This is a genomic window from Bacillus sp. JNUCC-22 (assembly GCF_018861275.1).
GTDB lineage: Bacteria > Bacillota > Bacilli > Bacillales > Bacillaceae > Bacillus > Bacillus velezensis.
On sequence record NZ_CP076408.1, the window covers coordinates 2980925 to 2997038 of the forward strand.

The window sequence follows — 16114 nt, forward strand, 5'->3', positions numbered from 1 at the left end:
AATGTATATACAAAGATCAGGATATTTGATAAATTTATTTTGGGTTCAAAAGACCACAAAAACACAGAAAGGAATACATTATGCCGTAGCAGGGTAAAAAAAAGTGCGATATAATTTGTACTGGGTCCTATGACCGTGAATTGATTGATTCACTCTTACATAAAGCAGTTGCTTGATGAAAAAACAAGCAAAGGAGGTCTTCTGTTGCAGCTGTTACATTTCGCGATTTTGGCGCCTTTTTTATTTGCATTTATCGTTCCCTTTCTTTATAAACGGGTAAAACAAGTCCATACAGGCTGGTTTGTGCTGATAGTGCCCGTTGTGCTGTTTGTTTACTTTATCAGCAAGCTCCCTGTAACAATGGCTGGGGAAACCGTCCGATATGCGGCCGAATGGATTCCGTCCCTCGGTATTAACTATACTGTTTATCTTGACGGACTCGGGCTGTTATTCGCTTTATTGATTACGGGCATCGGCTCTTTGGTGACGCTTTACAGTATTTTTTACTTATCGAAGGACAAAGAAAAGCTCGGCCCCTTTTATGTGTACCTGCTGATGTTTATGGGCGCGATGCTCGGCGTTGTGCTCGTCGATAACGTCATCGTGCTTTATATGTTCTGGGAGCTGACAAGCCTGTCATCCTTCTTATTAATCGGGTATTGGCATAAGCGGAAGAAATCACGCTACGGTGCGGAAAAGTCACTATTGATTACCGTCGGCGGCGGGCTGTGCATGCTCGGCGGCTTTATCCTGCTGTATCTGATGACGGATTCTTTCAGTATCAGGGAAATGGTCAACCAGGTGCATATTATCGCAGGTCATCCGTTCTTTATTCCGGCGATGGTTCTCCTGTTATTGGGGGCCTTTACGAAATCAGCGCAGTTTCCGTTTTATATCTGGCTGCCTGATGCCATGGAGGCGCCGACTCCTGTCAGCGCCTATCTGCACTCGGCTACAATGGTGAAAGCGGGCATTTATCTGATTGCCAGATTCAGTCCGGTTTTTGCATTTTCACCCGTCTGGTTTTGGACGGTTGCCTCAGTCGGTCTGATCACGATGGTATGGGCTTCCTTTAATGCGATGAAACAAACCGATTTAAAAGCGATTCTGGCATTTTCCACAGTCAGCCAGCTCGGTATGATTGTATCGATGCTCGGCGCAGGAGCCGCCGCGCTTCATTACCAGCATTCAGAGTATTTTACGGCGGCTGTCACCGCGGCTGTGTTTCACTTAATTAACCATGCTACTTTTAAAGGAAGTTTATTTATGGCGGTCGGCATTATCGACCATGAAACGGGAACACGGGACATCCGCAGGCTCGGCGGACTGATGGCGCTTATGCCGGTAACGTTCACCGTTTCACTGATCGGAACGTTTTCCATGGCGGGCCTCCCTCCGTTTAACGGCTTTTTAAGTAAAGAAATGTTCTTTACAAGTATGCTGCGGATTGCTCATGCAGATATTTTCAGCCTGGATACGTGGGGCGTGCTGTTCCCCGTTCTCGCATGGATCGGGAGCGTCTTCACTTTCATCTACAGCATGAAGCTGTTTTTCAGAACGTTCAGCGGCGCGCGCAAACCTGATCAGCTTGAAAAGACGCCGCATGAAGCACCGCTCGGCATGCTGATTTCGCCGGTGATTCTTGCCGCTTGCGCCGTCAGTCTGTTTTTTGCACCGAACGTTTTGTCTTACAGCCTGATTGAACCGGCGATGAACTCCATTTATCCGGCTCTGTTAACCGGCGGAGATACATTCCATGTCCATATTTCCCAGTGGCACGGGGTGACGGCTGAGGTAATGATGACCCTCGGCATCATCATTGTCGGCACGATCGGTTACGTAACGCTGTCTAAATGGGAGCGTTTGTACGGTCTGTTTCCGAAAAAACTGACGCTGAACAAGCTTTACGATGCGGTGACGGGCAGTATGGAAAAAAGATCTTACCAGCTGACGTCATCTTATATGACCGGATTTTTGCGGGATTATCTGCTGTATATCTTTGCGGCGTTTATCATTCTCATCGGAACGGCGTTCGTCACAAAAGGCGGCTTTTCCATGACAGCGAAAGGCATGGCTGAAATCGGCCTGTATGAAATCGTGCTGTCCCTCGTTATGGTGAGCGCAACGATTGCGACTGTGTTCGCCAAATCGCGGCTGACGGCCATTATCTCACTCGGTGTTGTCGGGTACACACTCGCGCTGTTTTTCGTGATTTTCAGAGCGCCCGATCTGGCGCTCACGCAGCTCGTCATTGAGACGATATCCGTCGCCTTGTTTCTTCTTTGTTTTTATCATCTGCCGAAAATGCGGCGGAAAAAGAAGACAAGAACATTCCGGATGACGAATTTTATCATTTCTCTCGGTGTCGGCGTCATCGTGACAATGCTCGGAATCGCGTCTTCCAGCGAAAAAACAAAAGACAGCATCTCCTCCTTTTTCACCGCTTACAGCCATAAGCTCGGGGGAGGAAACAATATCGTCAACGTCATCCTCGTTGATTTCAGGGGATTTGATACGATGTTTGAAATCACGGTGCTGTCGATTGCCGCACTCGGTATTTACGGCATGATCAGAACGAAAGTAAAAGAGGAGGGAGAAGAGCGTTGAGACAGCAAAACACAAACGACATCATCCTTCAGACGGCAACGAAGCTTGTATCTTTTATCATTCTGCTTTTCTCTTTCTATTTATTTTTATCGGGGCATAACGCTCCCGGCGGAGGATTTGTCGGCGGACTGATTACGTCTTCGGCCATCGTGCTGTTGCTTTTGGCCTTTGATTTAAAAACCGTCAAATCGATTTTGCCCGTCAATTTTATTTATGTGGCGGGCGCGGGTCTGCTTATCGCGATTGCAACGGGTGCAGGTTCGTTCTTATTCGGAGCACCCTTTCTCACCCATACATTCGGCCATTTTCATCTCCCTGTGCTTGGGAATACGGAGCTTGCGACGGCCACTTTGTTTGATTTAGGTGTGTATCTCGTTGTTGTCGGCGTGACGATGACCATTATTCAAACGATTGGAGAGGAAGAATAATGGAAATCTTAATGTCTGTCATTGCCGGTATTTTGTTTATGGCGGCAACCTACCTGCTGCTTTCTAAAAGTCTGCTGCGCGTGATTATCGGCACCGCGCTTTTAAGCCACGGCGTCCATTTGCTGCTTCTGACCATGGGCGGACTGAAAAAAGGCGCCCCTCCCATACTGGGCGGAAAAAGCACGTCGTTTGTCGATCCGCTGCCGCAGGCACTCATACTGACGGCGATCGTTATTTCGTTCGGCGTCACGTCCTTCCTGCTTGTGATGGCGTTTCGCGCCTATCAGGAACTGAAAACGGACGATATGGATCGAATGAGGGGAAATGATCAACATGAATAACTTTGTGATATTGCCTATTCTGGTGCCGCTGCTTGCCGCAGTGCTGCTGATTTTTATGAACAGGCACGTGATGCTGATGCGGATATTCAGCACTGCCGCTTCCTGTGTCTCCATCGTCATCAGCGCCGCTCTCGTTCAGACGGTTTTTACACACGGGATTCAGACGCTGTCACTCGGCGGCTGGAAAGCGCCGTACGGCATTGTGCTCGCCGCGGATCAGCTTGCCGCACTGCTTGTTTTGACAACCGCCATAATCGGGCTGCTCGTCACCCTGTACTCCTTCCGCTCCATCGGAGAAAAAAGGGAGCGCGCTTTCTATTATTCAGGGGTGCAGTTTCTTCTAGCCGGCGTAAGCGGAGCGTTTTTGACGGGTGACCTGTTCAACATGTACGTCTTTTTTGAGCTTCTGCTTATCGCGTCCTACATGCTGATCGTGCTTGGCGGAACGAAAATTCAATTAAGAGAATCATTGAAGTATATCGTGTTTAACATTGTGTCATCCGCGTTTTTTGTCATCGGCGTCGGTTACTTATATGCGGTGACGGGCACGCTGAATATGGCTGATCTAAGCGTAAAAATAAGTGAATCGGGCCAGACCGGGCTGATCACCGTCATCGGCGTCCTTCTTCTCGTCGTTTTCGGTTTAAAGGGCGGGATATTCCCGCTGTATTTCTGGATGCCGGGCTCTTATTACGCCCCGCCGGCTGCGATTTCGGCCTTATTCGGGTCTCTTTTGACGAAAGTCGGCCTGTACGCCATTTTAAGAGTATTCACCCTGATCTTTATTCACGATACGGGCTTTACCCACCAATTGATGATGTGGCTTGCGATGCTGACGGTGTTATTCGGCGTAATCGGATCTATCGCCTTTTCGGATGTCATGAAAATCGTCATCTACAATATTATTACAGCCGTCGGCGTGATTTTGTTCGGCATTGCCATGAACACGCCGGCCTCCATTCAAGGAGCGGTTTATTACTTGATTCACGATATGCTGATTAAAGGAGCGCTGTTCATGCTCGCCGGCACGCTTATCGCATTGACGGGCACTGCCAGCCTGCATAAAATGGGCGGACTGATCACCCGTTATCCCGTTTTGGGATGGATGTTCTTTATTTCAGCCATATCTCTGGCCGGCATCCCGCCGTTCAGCGGATTTGTGGGCAAGCTGAAGATCGCGGAAGGCGGGTTCGATAAGGGGGAAACTTTGTTTTCCGTATTGATTCTCTTATCCAGCCTGCTTGTGCTCTATTCGGTGCTGAAGGTTTTTACGACGGCTTTTTGGGGAGAAGAAAAAGAAGTCCCCGGCGCAGGCGGACGGTCCGCAAAAGGACTTCTTTATCCGGCAGCCGCTTTTCTCCTTTTGTCGCTTTTGTTCGGGCTCGGAACCGAATGGGTTTCACCGTATGTCAATCAGACGGCTGAGAATCTGCTGAATCCGGAAAAATACATTGAAGCTGTTTTGAAGGAGTAGATGGCATGGCTTTTCAACTATTATTAAATGTTCTTCTCGCTGTTTGCTGGATGTTTCTCACAAACAGCCTCAGCGCGGCGGGTTTTATGACCGGATTTATCGCGGGCTTGGCGGCGCTGTTTTTTTTCCGGCGCTTCTTCTCGCGGCCGTTTTACATTTGGAAAATATGGTCAGTCATCAAACTGGCGCTGATCTTTATAAAGGAATTATATTTGGCCAATGTCAGCGTGCTGAAAACCGTTATATCGCCGAAACTGAACATCCGCCCGGGCATTTTCGCGTTTAAGACGGAATTGACGGAGGATTGGGAGATCACGCTGCTCTCGCTGTTAATCACTTTAACACCGGGTACGCTCGTGATGGATATCTCCGATGACCGGTCGATTCTCTATATACACGCCATGGACATTGAAGATGCGGAGAAAGCGATCCATGACATCCGCGTCTCTTTTGAGAAAGCCATTCAGGAGGTGAGCCGCTGATGTTTACGTTTATTCTGCAATTATCACTCGGCATTATGGCGGTTTCGACTCTTCTGTACGTCATTCGCGTCATAAAAGGGCCTACGATACCGGACCGGGTCGTCGCGCTTGATGGGATCGGCATTAATCTGATTGCCATGACCGCGCTTGTATCCATTCTCTTAAACACATCGGCCTTTTTGGACATCATTCTGCTGCTCGGCATTTTATCGTTTATCGGCACGATTGCCTTTGCTAAGTTTTTGGAGAAAGGAGAGATTATCGAAAATGATCGAAATCGTTAAATGGGCCGTCGCCGTTTGTATTCTGATGGGATCGCTGATCTGCCTGGTCGCGTCTTTCGGCACACTCAGGCTTCCTGATGTGTATACGCGCGCCCACGCCTCTTCAAAAGGCTCGACACTCGGCGTTAATTTGGTATTGCTCGGGGTGTTAGGCTACTTGTGGATGCTGACCGGAGAAATTTCTGTAAAAATACTGCTCGGCATCATTTTTATCCTGCTGACGGCGCCGGTCGGAGCGCACCTCATATGCAGGGCCGCGTACAATTCGGGAGCGGCGCTTGATAAAAGAAGCGTTCAGGATGATTACAAAGGGATCAGAAACTTTGTGATCAAACGTAAAGAAGATTCATATTTGTAAAAACAAACAGCCGGACGATTCAGGGTTCCGGCTGTTTGTTTATTTTGTTATAACAGCCAGCGTGCAGCGGGAAACACAGATCAGCCTTTCCCGTTCATCGAAAATGTTAATCCCGTACACAATGGTTGCCCTGCCTGTGTGAACGGGTTTCGCAATCGCCGTGACCGTCCCGCCCTCTTTCACGGATTTTAAATGATTGGCATTAATCTCAAGCCCGACACACGCCTGGTTCGACCGGTCGATAAAATGCTGGGCCCCGACACTTGCAACAGTCTCCGCCAGCGCTGCTGACGCGCCCCCATGCAGATATCCGAAAGGCTGCACCGTCCTCTTATCCACCGGCATCACCGCCACGCATCTCTCCGGTGTGTTTTCAGTGATTTCAATACCGAGTGCGCCGAGCAATGTATTGTTCAGATTCATAGGTCATTCTCCCTTCAAGATTTATAGTACGTTATCTGACTTGGCGATCAGCACCGCTTCAGTTCGGGAGCCGACATTCAGCTTGTTAAAAATGGATGTCAGGCTGTATTCAATTGACCGCTTGCTTAAGTGAAGTGCATCTGCGATTTCCTGATTGGTCAAACCTTTTTCGACCTCTTGGAGAATATGGCGCTCTCTCGGGGTTAACCGATCCTGCTCACTTTGAGGGGAAGAAGACGTTTTTGTTTTTTGCTGGGTCATCAGCTGTTTGAAATAGGAGAAATCAACTAAAATCTGTCCGTTGAGCACGTGATATATGTATTGCATGATTTTCTCTTTAGATTCGGTTTTGCTGATGGCGCCATGCAGGCCCGCGCGGATGGATTCTTCAAAATAATCTTCAACCTCATAGCCTGTGTAGACAATGATTTTACAGAGAGGATTCTCTTTTAAGATTTTCTTAGAAAGCTCTATGCCGCTGATGTCATCACCCAGATTTAAATCCATTAATATGAGATCGTAAGCTGAAAAATCATGCCGGAGAACGAATTGTTCACTGGCATCAGGACTGAGGCAATCGACAGAAAGATTCGTGTCCGTTTCCAGAATCGTCTTGGTGCCCTCCATGACAGCTGGATGATTATCAATCACTAGTATCTTTTTCATGGTTTCCTCCCTTTTACTCACTCATTTCCATTTTATTAAAAAGACTTGGCTTCTGCCAAGTCGATTTGGTGATAAATTGGTTACAATTCCATTTCAATATCTACTTTAAAACCGTTTCCTTCACTTGTGTCGATTTTCATCCGTCCGTCAAGCGCACGGACGCGCTCCTTAATACCCGAAAGACCCATGCTCATCGACTGGCCGCCGCCTTTTTCCTGATTGCAGCCGACACCGTCGTCTTCATAATGCAGAATCACTTTATTTTGAATGCTGATCAGCATAATCAGCACCTCATTCGCCTGTGAATGCTTCATGGCGTTCGAAAGAAATTCCTGAATAATGCGGTACAAATTCAGCTGCGTATCCAAATCCAGCGCCGCCGTAAACCGGCCCGTATTCAGACGGATATGAAACGGCGCACGCTCCTGCTGCTGCGCGGCAAGCTTGGATACCGCCTTGACCAGACCCAAATCATACAGCAGCTGAGGACGCAGCTCATGGCACGTCTCCCGGGTCATCAAAATGACATCCGACATCTGCTCATTCATCTGATGAAGCTTGTCCTGCACCTCTAACTGGCAAGGCTCTTCTTTCTTAAAATCGGCCAGAAACAGCTCACACTGGCGCTTCAAAGAAATCAAGTCCTGCAGCACTGAATCATGCAGATCACGGGCCAAATCCGAACGCTGCTTTTCCTCGATCGTAAACATCAGCTTTTTGAGCCAGACCGGGTTTGTCTCTTGTTTCTTTAAATCTTCGAGATGATTCATAAGTTCTTCGATTTTAAGCACATTCTCCATCGTAATACTGGTGTAGAATGATAAGGTTTTTAACCAAGAAATCTCATCCCAAGTTAGTTTCGGAGTATTCATAAATGATAAACACAGTACAATGTATGATTTAGTGCCCCGTTCCCCTATTTTCATTAAAAACCCTTTATCCACCTGAACTATCTTGCCAATTTCGCTTGTCGTTTCAGCTAATTGATGAGAATACGGCTCCCATAATTTTTTCTCATTATCATTAAAAAAATACCTTACATTTAAGTCTCCTTCTACCTCTAAAACACATACTTTACTAACCATCAAAACTTCAAGTAGAGTAGATTCAAGTTCAGTGAATACTTGCTTTAAGGATGAAGCTCCTTTAATTATTTGAGTAAACTTGAATATGCTGTCCTGATAATTATGTTTTTCAGAAAAACGCTTTAAACGGAAACGAAAATCTAAGATCTCTTTTGAATAAAACACAGCCAACATAATAATATATGTCAGCAAAGTTAGTTTAAACGTATAAAACTCTGAGTTTGGATCTTGTACAAGATCATAAATTGTAATAATAAGTAAAGTAGGAGTGACAGCTAAAAGACTATAATATTTCAACCGCCCAATAATAAAATCAATTTCATAGATTTTATTAGTCATAAATTGATAAACTAAAGAAAAAGGAATTAATAAAAGAAAAGGCGCAACTAAAAAAGAAGAAACATAATAGTCATTAAAAATGATGTAGGGTGCCACATACAAAAATACAAATGGTGAGAAAGCAAAAATATTAATTAAAAGAAAAGTCTTAAGAATATTTGCTTGCTCTGTTTTTTTGTACTTTATTAAACCTACAGTAATGAAAAATAAAGCTATTAAATAAAGGAGAGATATTGATACTAAATTAACTTTCCCCACTACTCCTCTTTCAAAGCAATGCCTAAAAAACTCTAGTATTATATTAATAACAGGGACTGTATATAAAGCAACAAAAACTTTCCCGTTAAAAATCTTGTATCCAAATTCTTTGATATATTGATAAATAAACAAGAGATAATTTACCGGTACGGATATTAAAGTTATGACATTGACGTATCGGCTTATTATATCTCCTTTTGATGAACCTCCCGCACTTACATATGCTATACCAGTAGTGAGTAAAAAGATGATCAATATAAAAGCTGAAACTGAATCTTGCTCCTTATTAATTTTTAAAATAAGGATAATACAACTAAGGCATACAAAGAAAAAAATAACAGGTATTAAATAAACAAATAAGTTGTCTTCACTTAATAAACTTAAATTTTTCAGATCAACTATTTCACCAGATCTTTCAACTGTCATAGACCTTACGTTTTTCAATGTATTTTGTTTTAAATCTTTTGGTTCAACGCTCTTATTCTGATTAATTTTAATTACAATGTCACCTTTTTTAACACCAGCATAATAAGCCATTGTGTAATCTGATACTTTGGTAATCTCTATTTGATTCTTATTATTAACATTTGCGGTGGCTCCTACAAATAAATTATTTACATTTATATAAGTTAAATAGAAAATATAAGACAAGCTGAGTAAAATTAATAAAATGGAATACGTATTTTTAGATAACTTCATATTTACCCCTGTTTCATGACGGTTTCCAATATATCTCGTCTTTTGAACTCATTGAGATTAATTGATCAAATCCAAGCAATACCCCTTTCACCTCTTCTTTATCTAAACCTATGATACTGACTTCTTCTCTTCTCAATTTTTGAACAATTTCGGGATTACGAACTAAATAATTTACTATTTCCTGCATTTTTATCCACCTTCTCATTCTCGCAAATTTTTTTAATTAAATAGTTTTTGTTCTCTAAAGTCAAATTTAAATTTTCGAGTCCATTTTTCACTTTCAAATTATATACATTAATCATAACTGACATATAATGGATAACACCAGATTCTAAGAGAAGCCGTTTTAACTCTGATTGTTGAAAGTTGTTGTTTAACAATTCTGTGGATACTGTGTTGAATTTTTTCTCTAAGAACTGAATTGCCAAATTTGTCTTTTTGAAAAAGGTTTCCGTATTATTCACATACATTATCTCAAATAAATCATTTTTTAATTGAGCTGCAACCCCTATATAGAAAGCATACTGCTCCACATCTGATTGATAACGTTTAGTTGCAAGTACAGCACCCAGCATACTTGCTAAAGCTGTCAAAGCCCCTGACTTTTTCTTAATCATTTCAATGCATTGATTTTCAGTTAAAGTATTATCAACCAAATCAATGTGTTGTCCTTCCATAGCTTGAACTGTATATTTTAGAGCTGTCTTGAGTAATAACCCTTCCGGATCTCGAGATGATATCACTTGGAGAGCTATTGTATAAATTAAGGTTGCAATATTTAAAGATACAGCCTGATCCATTTTCATCCATTCTGCATTTGGACGATCCTTATCTTGTATGTCATCAAAAATATCAGCCGCTAAGATAAGCAGTTCAATCCCTGCTCCTAAATCTAGTATTTCTTCAAAATCATTCCCTCCAAAAGCCAAATAATGATCTAAAGCTAACTCAGCAAATGGAAAGTTGTTTTTTGTATCAGCAAAATTCAAAACATGTTTACTTACTTCTTTATTCACATCATTTTTTTTGAGAATATGGTTTATTGTGTCCTTTACATCTTCTGCTTCTAGAGTTAATTTCTTAGCTATATGAATCCCTCACTTTATTTTACTAAACCCTTTTGTTCAAATACAGCATGTTTATTGTTTTTTAACAATCATATAATACTTTATCCATTAATTGTATAACAAATGCACAAAAAAAAGACTTGTTTCCAAGTCTTTTTAAGAAATTTTCATAGCATATGAGAATTTATCGAGCTGATCAATGCTTTTGTTAATGTTTCGTAATGAGTCGGTTGTTTCTCTGATATCATTTTCAAGTCGGAATAATAATTGCTTTACTTCTTCTAATTTGTTTTCCACCGTTTCCACACTCCTTTTTTTGAAAGATCAATGAATTGTGTATGGTGAACGAGTCCTAGGTATTTGATCTGTTACTAATAGTGTAAACGTTTTTGCGGGATTTTTCACCGAAAAGTATGTGTAAAAGTATCTGCGTGACACCGCAAACCGTGGTAATCCTATAGTCCCGAATGGAGCATTTAGCGAACAGGACTATATAACTACCAGAAAGGCAGACGTTTAGGATGAAGCAGACCAATCTGGCGGTTCTGCTGTTTTTTTAACGGTTTTCCGACAAACCGGCAAGGACTATAGTCCCTGCCGTCGCAATTTCAAAACAGAATGGGCGAACAGCGTCGCATAACCACCGACAAACACCGAAAAGACCGCAACCCCCGCATTGTGGTCTTTTTGCATGTCATAACTCGTTATCACGCCGCCTATACTCATGTATAACCAATGTTTTCTCAGGAAGGAGGCCGCCGTATGCATTATGTGTATCCATGCTGTCCTGTTTTCGCCGCGCCATACCGGCATCCTGCGCCCAGTGCCCCGGTTCACGCAGATATTTTGACAGCGTCCGCAAAAGAGGCTGCGGGCATGCTGGAGGAAGCGCGCCTGCTCCTTGCGCGGCTGTCGGCGTCAAAAGAGCTTGCGCGCCGTATCCTCACCGCAGCGCAATCATCTGACACCGCAGCGGTCAAGCGGCTCATTAAGCAGACCGGCATCAAAAATGACTTTGACGTGACGTATAATCCCGACGGCATCCGTGTCAGTCTGATCAGAGAGCAAAGCCGGTTTACCATCGCCCTCAGGTGGTCGGCTTAAAGCGGCTCAATCCACGATCAGCTGCCGGCACCATTCGATCGCCTGTAAGTAACATTCATACGCTTCTTCTTTGTTCAGTTCTTTTCCCCACTCGTCACAGTCCCAGTTGTTGCATTCAATGGCTTTGACGAACGCGAGCATCTTATAATAATCGTTTTCATAACCGAGCAGCGCCTGTCCGACTTCATCGATTAAAGGCAGTTCTTTGATGATATCCTCCAGCTCCCTGTGGAGAAGCGTATCGATGAGCGAAAACATGCCGATCAGCATGTAAGAAGAGGGCTGGGGCCTTCCGGTTCTTTTCGCCAGCAGTTCGCACAGTTTGGCCCTGATTAAGGAAATCTTAATGATTTCTTTTTGGCTTGAGTGGCTTTTCGCCGTTAAATCTCTGAATGAAAGAATGTAAATCAAGCGCTTAATCTCATTCAGCCCAAGCATCATGATGGCCTGCTGGATGCTGTCTATCTTTTTTTTCAGCCTTGTTTGCGATCCGTTTAAAAAACGCAGAATCTGATACGATAAGCTGACGTCCCGCTCTATGTATTCCGTCACGCGCTGTATATTGGGCTGGTCATTGTTTAATTCGCTTAAAAGCTGGTAGTAAGAATGAAAATGAAACGTCAGATCATTTCCGCTGATGACACGCGGTTCACTGAAAAAATATCCTTGAAACAGGTGAAAGCCGTCTATGGCCGCCTGTTTATAATCTTTTCTCGTCTCCACTTTCTCCGCTAAATAAATCAGACTTTTACAGCTGTACGTCTGAATGATTTTTTTGCGCTCCAGACGCGAGGATTGCAAAAAGTCGATTTTTAAAATATCAATATATTTCATCAGCTGTTCCACTAACTCTTCATTTTCCGGATTGATGGCGTAAAAATCATCAAGTGCTAATGTATATCCTAATTTCTTCAGCTGTCTGCATCTTGAGATGAGTGCCGGAGTGATCGGTATGTCCTCAAGAATTTCGATAATAAGCTGGTCAGGATCAAAGGAGGTAGGGAGATCTGAAAACATCAGGCTTTCTGTAAAATTCACAAAGCAGCGTTTCCCCTCAGTCAGCTTTTCGATTCCGATGTTGATAAAGCTGTTAATAATGAGATCCGTCGTAGCTTTATCTCCATCAGCGGCCGAATAACGGTTCTCTTCGCTCTCCCGGTAAAGAAGTTCATAAGCAACAACCTGTTCGTTTCTGTTGAAGATAGGCTGTCTCGCAACAAACACCTTCATTCATTTACCCCCTTAGATGCGGCCTTCGAACATAAGTATATCAAATAACTTGACGAAATTTGTCTAAATGTGAAAAATATTATCACAACAAAAAGGCCTTTCCAGAGAAAGGAAAGGCCGCTTTGTCTTCTATTCAAGTTCCCGTTTCAGCTCGCTTTTGATTTCATGAATCCGCTGCATCTTGTTGCTCCAGCAGTCTTCGCTTAAATCGACCGGATATTCTTCCGGCTTGCTGATCCGTTTGTATTCCTCCCACAGAAGTTTGAGGTTATCCTGCACGTATTGCTGGATGTCGGTAATTTCGGGATTATCATAGCATAAAACGCCGTTTTCAAAGATCGGCTCATGCAAGTCTTTCGCATAGAAATCAGTGACGAATTTGCTGACGAACGTGTGGACGGGATGGAACATTTTTAAGCGTTTCTGATCATTTACCCGCTCGTCATAAAGCGCGATATAATCACCTTCCGAGTGGTGATTCAGCTTGTTGATAATCCGGTATACTCTCTTTCTTCCCGGCGTTGTCACTTTTTCAGGGTTTGACGAAATTTTAATGGTGTCAGTCAGTTTGCCGTCCTCTTCAATGGCGACAAGCTTGTAAACCGCGCCGAGAGCCGGCTGATCGTATGCGGTAATCAGCTTCGTGCCGATGCCCCACGTATCGATTTTCGCTCCTTGGGATTTCAGATTTAATATTGTGTGCTCGTCAAGATCGCTTGAAGCAATGACCTTTGCGTCTGTGAAACCCGCTTCATCAAGCATTTCACGCGCTTTTTTTGACAGGTACGCCAAGTCCCCGCTGTCCAGGCGGATGCCGATGAAGTTGATCCGGTCGCCGAATTCCTTTGCGACTTTAATCGCATTCGGCATGCCTGAACGGATCGTATCGTACGTATCTACGAGAAACACGCAGTCTTTGTGGGTCTCCGCATATTTCTTAAATGCCGTATATTCATCGCGGTACGCTTGTACGAGCGCATGAGCGTGCGTGCCGGATACCGGTATATTAAAACGCTTTCCGGCTCTTACATTACTCGTCGCGCTGAAGCCGCCGATCAAAGCCGCTCTCGCTCCCCACATGGCCGCATCCATTTCATGGGCGCGCCGCGTTCCGAATTCGAGGGCGTCTTCGTCACCGACAACGCCTTTAATGCGGGCCGCTTTGGTGGCGATTAATGTTTGGTAATTCACAATGTTAAGCAGAGCCGTCTCAATCAGCTGGGCTTCGATCAGGGGCGCTTCGACCCGCATAATCGGTTCGTTGTTAAAAACGAGCTCGCCTTCTTTCATGCTGTAAAGAGATCCGGTAAAAGAAAGATCCCGTAAATACTCAATGAAATCATCAGCATAGTGCAATTCCGTTTTTAAATAATTCAGATCGCTGTCGGTAAATTTGAAGTTCTCCAAGTATTCGATTGCTTTTTCTAAGCCCGCAAATACCGCATAGCCGTTTTCAAAGGGAAGCTTTCTGAAAAAAAGCTCAAAAATCGCTTTTTTCTCATGAATGCCGTCTCTCCAGTACGTTTCGGCCATATTAATTTGATAAAGATCTGTATGTAAAGACAAACTGTCGTCTTTAAAACCATGCTCCACCAAAATTGTTTTCCCCTTCCTTACTCTGCCACTTGCGCTCCGATGCTGTTCTTAAAATGGGACAGGGCCCATTCATGCCCTTCCGGATTAAAGCTGGCCACAGCGTTTTGATGAATGACAATCTGAAAGCCCTTGTTGTAGGCGTCAACCGCCGTGTGAAGAACGCAGATGTCCGTGCACAGGCCCGCAAGATGCAGCTCAGTGATCTGCCGTTCCCGCAGTTTCAGCTCTAAATCCGTTCCCGCAAAAGCAGAATATCTCGTTTTTTCCATATAATTTACGTTTTTTGCGTGTTTATGTTTCTCATAAAGAGGCGATAGCCTTCCGTACAGCTCTTTGCCCTCCGTGCCGTTGATATTATGCGGAGGAAACAGGCGTGTCTCGGGATGAAAGTCATCGTCTGCATCATGCGAATCAACCGCAAAGACAACGTAATCACCGTTTTCTATAAATGCTTGCGTCAAACTGACAATCGTATCTTCAATCTGTCTCGCGGGTTCTCCGCAGGTTAATGCCCCGTTCTCTGCTGCAAAATCATTCGTATAATCAATGCATATAAATGCTTTTTTCATAGCCGGCCTCCCCGCCATTCATATGAAAACCATTATATCCTATCTCCACTTGTAAGTGAATTGGCATTGTAAAATGACAAACGGTGTTTTGCCCTTTTAAGATTTCAGGAGTGAGCGCTGAAAAATGTCATCCTGTACGTAAATGCCGTCAAGGTTCACGGCATAATCGGCGGCAAAAACCAGGCCGAGCGGCGTTTCGAATTGAAGATCCGATATGACGGAGCTTCGGACACCGGCAAGTGCGGCAAGCTTCATATATGGTGAATAAGCATGATACGGGAGCCTTCCGTTTATATAGAGCACCGCGTCTTTTCGGCTTTTCAGCGCCTGTTTCACTTCTTCATACGGCTGCTTTTGCAGCACCTGCCCCTTCGTCAGGGCAATGATGACTCTTTCACGCAGCGAGCCTAAAAATAAATGGCGTTCATCCGGTTTCGTCTGCAGAGGGCCGTACATCCCCTGCTGTAAATAAAGATCAACCGTTTTGTCGCTCATCGGCCTGTCCCTCCTCAGCTTGTTTTACAATTATCTCCCCGGACGGGACGCGGTAAACCGCTTCGTTACATTTCAGCCACCCAATGGGAGATCTTGCCGGCGAGCTCTCCGGCGGGTTCTTCTTCAATCAGCTTGCTGAATGATTGTAAAAGCCGCTGCGCCAGCGCCTTTTTCTCTTCCTCATAGGAAATGATCGTGCTCCACTCAAGTTCCGGAACGGCTACAAGGGTATGCTGTTCTTTTTTATTTTCATGCAGATATACATCACCGATCATTCCGGACTGCACGGTAATATTCGCTTTTCTGATTTTCATAAAAAATTCCCCTTTTATAAAGACTGATTCTATTATACTACAAAAAAGCGACAGCCTCCTAAAAGGAGGCTGTCACGCGTTAAACCAATCAGGTTCGTCAAACACATCGATGTCTTCAAAGCGCGTTGTGCTGAATTTATTAGTGACTTTGACAAAATCTCCGGAATGAAACGCCCCTGCCCCCGCGCCTGAGTGGTCAACGGCTTTGGGAGAAATGGCAAACACGTCACCGAAGCTCGCCGCAGCGTCTCCGGCTAAACTCATAATATAAATCGGTCCCACAATTGCAGGCATA

The 16114-nt window shown here is 44.2% G+C and carries 20 protein-coding genes; 8 read left to right on the forward strand and 12 right to left on the reverse strand.

Going from position 1 to position 16114, the window contains the following annotated elements; translation table 11 throughout:
• Positions 1-204 precede the first annotated feature (204 nt).
• Genes JNUCC22_RS14510 through mnhG form a run of 7 tightly spaced genes read left to right on the forward strand, consistent with a single transcriptional unit; the run spans position 205 to position 5974 of the window.
• Positions 205-2607, forward strand: a complete 2403-nt coding sequence (locus JNUCC22_RS14510; protein WP_061047115.1) for a Na+/H+ antiporter subunit A — start codon at positions 205-207, stop codon at positions 2605-2607.
• The gene (locus JNUCC22_RS14515) at positions 2604-3035 is read left to right on the forward strand and encodes a Na(+)/H(+) antiporter subunit B (RefSeq protein ID WP_007408670.1); all 432 of its coding nucleotides are present in this window, start codon (positions 2604-2606) and stop codon (positions 3033-3035) included. Before JNUCC22_RS14510 ends, JNUCC22_RS14515 begins: the two co-directional genes overlap by 4 nt.
• Positions 3035-3376, forward strand: coding sequence for a Na(+)/H(+) antiporter subunit C (locus JNUCC22_RS14520; RefSeq protein WP_003152063.1), 342 nt, complete (start codon positions 3035-3037; stop codon positions 3374-3376). Before JNUCC22_RS14515 ends, JNUCC22_RS14520 begins: the two co-directional genes overlap by 1 nt.
• Positions 3369-4850: a Na+/H+ antiporter subunit D gene (locus JNUCC22_RS14525; protein ID WP_216061840.1), complete on the forward strand. Its 1482-nt coding sequence runs from the start codon at positions 3369-3371 to the stop codon at positions 4848-4850. The genes JNUCC22_RS14520 and JNUCC22_RS14525 overlap by 8 nt, the downstream gene beginning before the upstream one ends.
• 5 nt (positions 4851-4855) lie before the next feature.
• On the forward strand, positions 4856-5332 hold the full coding sequence (locus JNUCC22_RS14530; RefSeq protein WP_007408672.1) for a Na+/H+ antiporter subunit E: 477 nt from the start codon (positions 4856-4858) through the stop codon (positions 5330-5332).
• Positions 5332-5616: a Na(+)/H(+) antiporter subunit F1 gene (locus tag JNUCC22_RS14535; protein ID WP_012118311.1), complete on the forward strand. Its 285-nt coding sequence runs from the start codon at positions 5332-5334 to the stop codon at positions 5614-5616. Before JNUCC22_RS14530 ends, JNUCC22_RS14535 begins: the two co-directional genes overlap by 1 nt.
• Positions 5600-5974, forward strand: coding sequence for a monovalent cation/H(+) antiporter subunit G (gene mnhG / locus JNUCC22_RS14540; protein WP_003152056.1), 375 nt, complete (start codon positions 5600-5602; stop codon positions 5972-5974). The genes JNUCC22_RS14535 and mnhG overlap by 17 nt, the downstream gene beginning before the upstream one ends.
• Before the next feature lie 39 nt (positions 5975-6013).
• Here the strand turns inward: mnhG and JNUCC22_RS14545 are convergent, their stop codons facing one another.
• From JNUCC22_RS14545 to degQ, 6 genes are all read right to left on the reverse strand, one after another.
• Positions 6014-6397 (reverse strand): hotdog fold thioesterase, encoded by a 384-nt coding sequence (locus tag JNUCC22_RS14545; RefSeq protein ID WP_007408674.1) that lies wholly within the window; start codon positions 6395-6397, stop codon positions 6014-6016.
• A 21-nt stretch (positions 6398-6418) separates the two neighbouring features.
• Complete coding sequence (locus JNUCC22_RS14550; RefSeq protein ID WP_216061841.1) at positions 6419-7063, reverse strand: two-component system response regulator ComA; 645 nt, start codon at positions 7061-7063, stop codon at positions 6419-6421.
• An 80-nt stretch (positions 7064-7143) separates the two neighbouring features.
• Complete coding sequence (locus JNUCC22_RS14555) at positions 7144-9444, reverse strand: histidine kinase (RefSeq protein ID WP_032867184.1); 2301 nt, start codon at positions 9442-9444, stop codon at positions 7144-7146.
• Positions 9445-9457: 13 nt separating this feature from the next.
• On the reverse strand, positions 9458-9631 hold the full coding sequence (gene comX, locus JNUCC22_RS14560; protein ID WP_012118314.1) for a competence pheromone ComX: 174 nt from the start codon (positions 9629-9631) through the stop codon (positions 9458-9460).
• Positions 9600-10460: a polyprenyl synthetase family protein gene (locus JNUCC22_RS14565; RefSeq protein WP_157774448.1), complete on the reverse strand. Its 861-nt coding sequence runs from the start codon at positions 10458-10460 to the stop codon at positions 9600-9602. The genes comX and JNUCC22_RS14565 overlap by 32 nt, the downstream gene beginning before the upstream one ends.
• A 207-nt stretch (positions 10461-10667) precedes the next feature.
• Entirely contained in the window at positions 10668-10808 is a 141-nt protein-coding gene (degQ, locus tag JNUCC22_RS14570; RefSeq protein ID WP_003152043.1) for a degradation enzyme regulation protein DegQ, read from the reverse strand.
• 465 nt (positions 10809-11273) lie between these two features.
• Here degQ and JNUCC22_RS14575 point away from each other — a divergent pair, with 465 nt between their 5' ends.
• Entirely contained in the window at positions 11274-11615 is a 342-nt protein-coding gene (locus JNUCC22_RS14575; RefSeq protein ID WP_216061842.1) for a YuzC family spore coat inner layer protein, read from the forward strand.
• A 6-nt stretch (positions 11616-11621) separates the two neighbouring features.
• Here JNUCC22_RS14575 and JNUCC22_RS14580 read toward each other — a convergent pair whose 3' ends face one another.
• The 6 genes from JNUCC22_RS14580 to JNUCC22_RS14605 all read right to left on the reverse strand — a co-directional run bounded on the left by JNUCC22_RS14580 (position 11622) and on the right by JNUCC22_RS14605 (position 16113).
• A complete protein-coding gene (locus tag JNUCC22_RS14580) occupies positions 11622-12845 on the reverse strand; it encodes an EAL and HDOD domain-containing protein (protein WP_007408678.1) in 1224 nt (407 codons plus the stop codon).
• A gap of 129 nt (positions 12846-12974) precedes the next feature.
• Entirely contained in the window at positions 12975-14441 is a 1467-nt protein-coding gene (locus JNUCC22_RS14585) for a nicotinate phosphoribosyltransferase (protein ID WP_020954301.1), read from the reverse strand.
• A 17-nt stretch (positions 14442-14458) separates the two neighbouring features.
• Entirely contained in the window at positions 14459-15010 is a 552-nt protein-coding gene (locus tag JNUCC22_RS14590) for a cysteine hydrolase family protein (RefSeq protein ID WP_003152033.1), read from the reverse strand.
• A 96-nt stretch (positions 15011-15106) separates the two neighbouring features.
• Positions 15107-15505: a YueI family protein gene (locus JNUCC22_RS14595; RefSeq protein WP_003152031.1), complete on the reverse strand. Its 399-nt coding sequence runs from the start codon at positions 15503-15505 to the stop codon at positions 15107-15109.
• Between the two features lie 65 nt (positions 15506-15570).
• Positions 15571-15819 carry a YueH family protein gene (locus JNUCC22_RS14600; protein ID WP_003152028.1) on the reverse strand — a complete coding sequence of 83 codons (249 nt, stop codon included), beginning with the start codon at positions 15817-15819 and terminating at the stop codon, positions 15571-15573.
• A 72-nt stretch (positions 15820-15891) separates the two neighbouring features.
• Positions 15892-16113: a spore germination protein gene (locus tag JNUCC22_RS14605; protein ID WP_020956273.1), complete on the reverse strand. Its 222-nt coding sequence runs from the start codon at positions 16111-16113 to the stop codon at positions 15892-15894.
• Position 16114 lies beyond the last annotated feature (1 nt).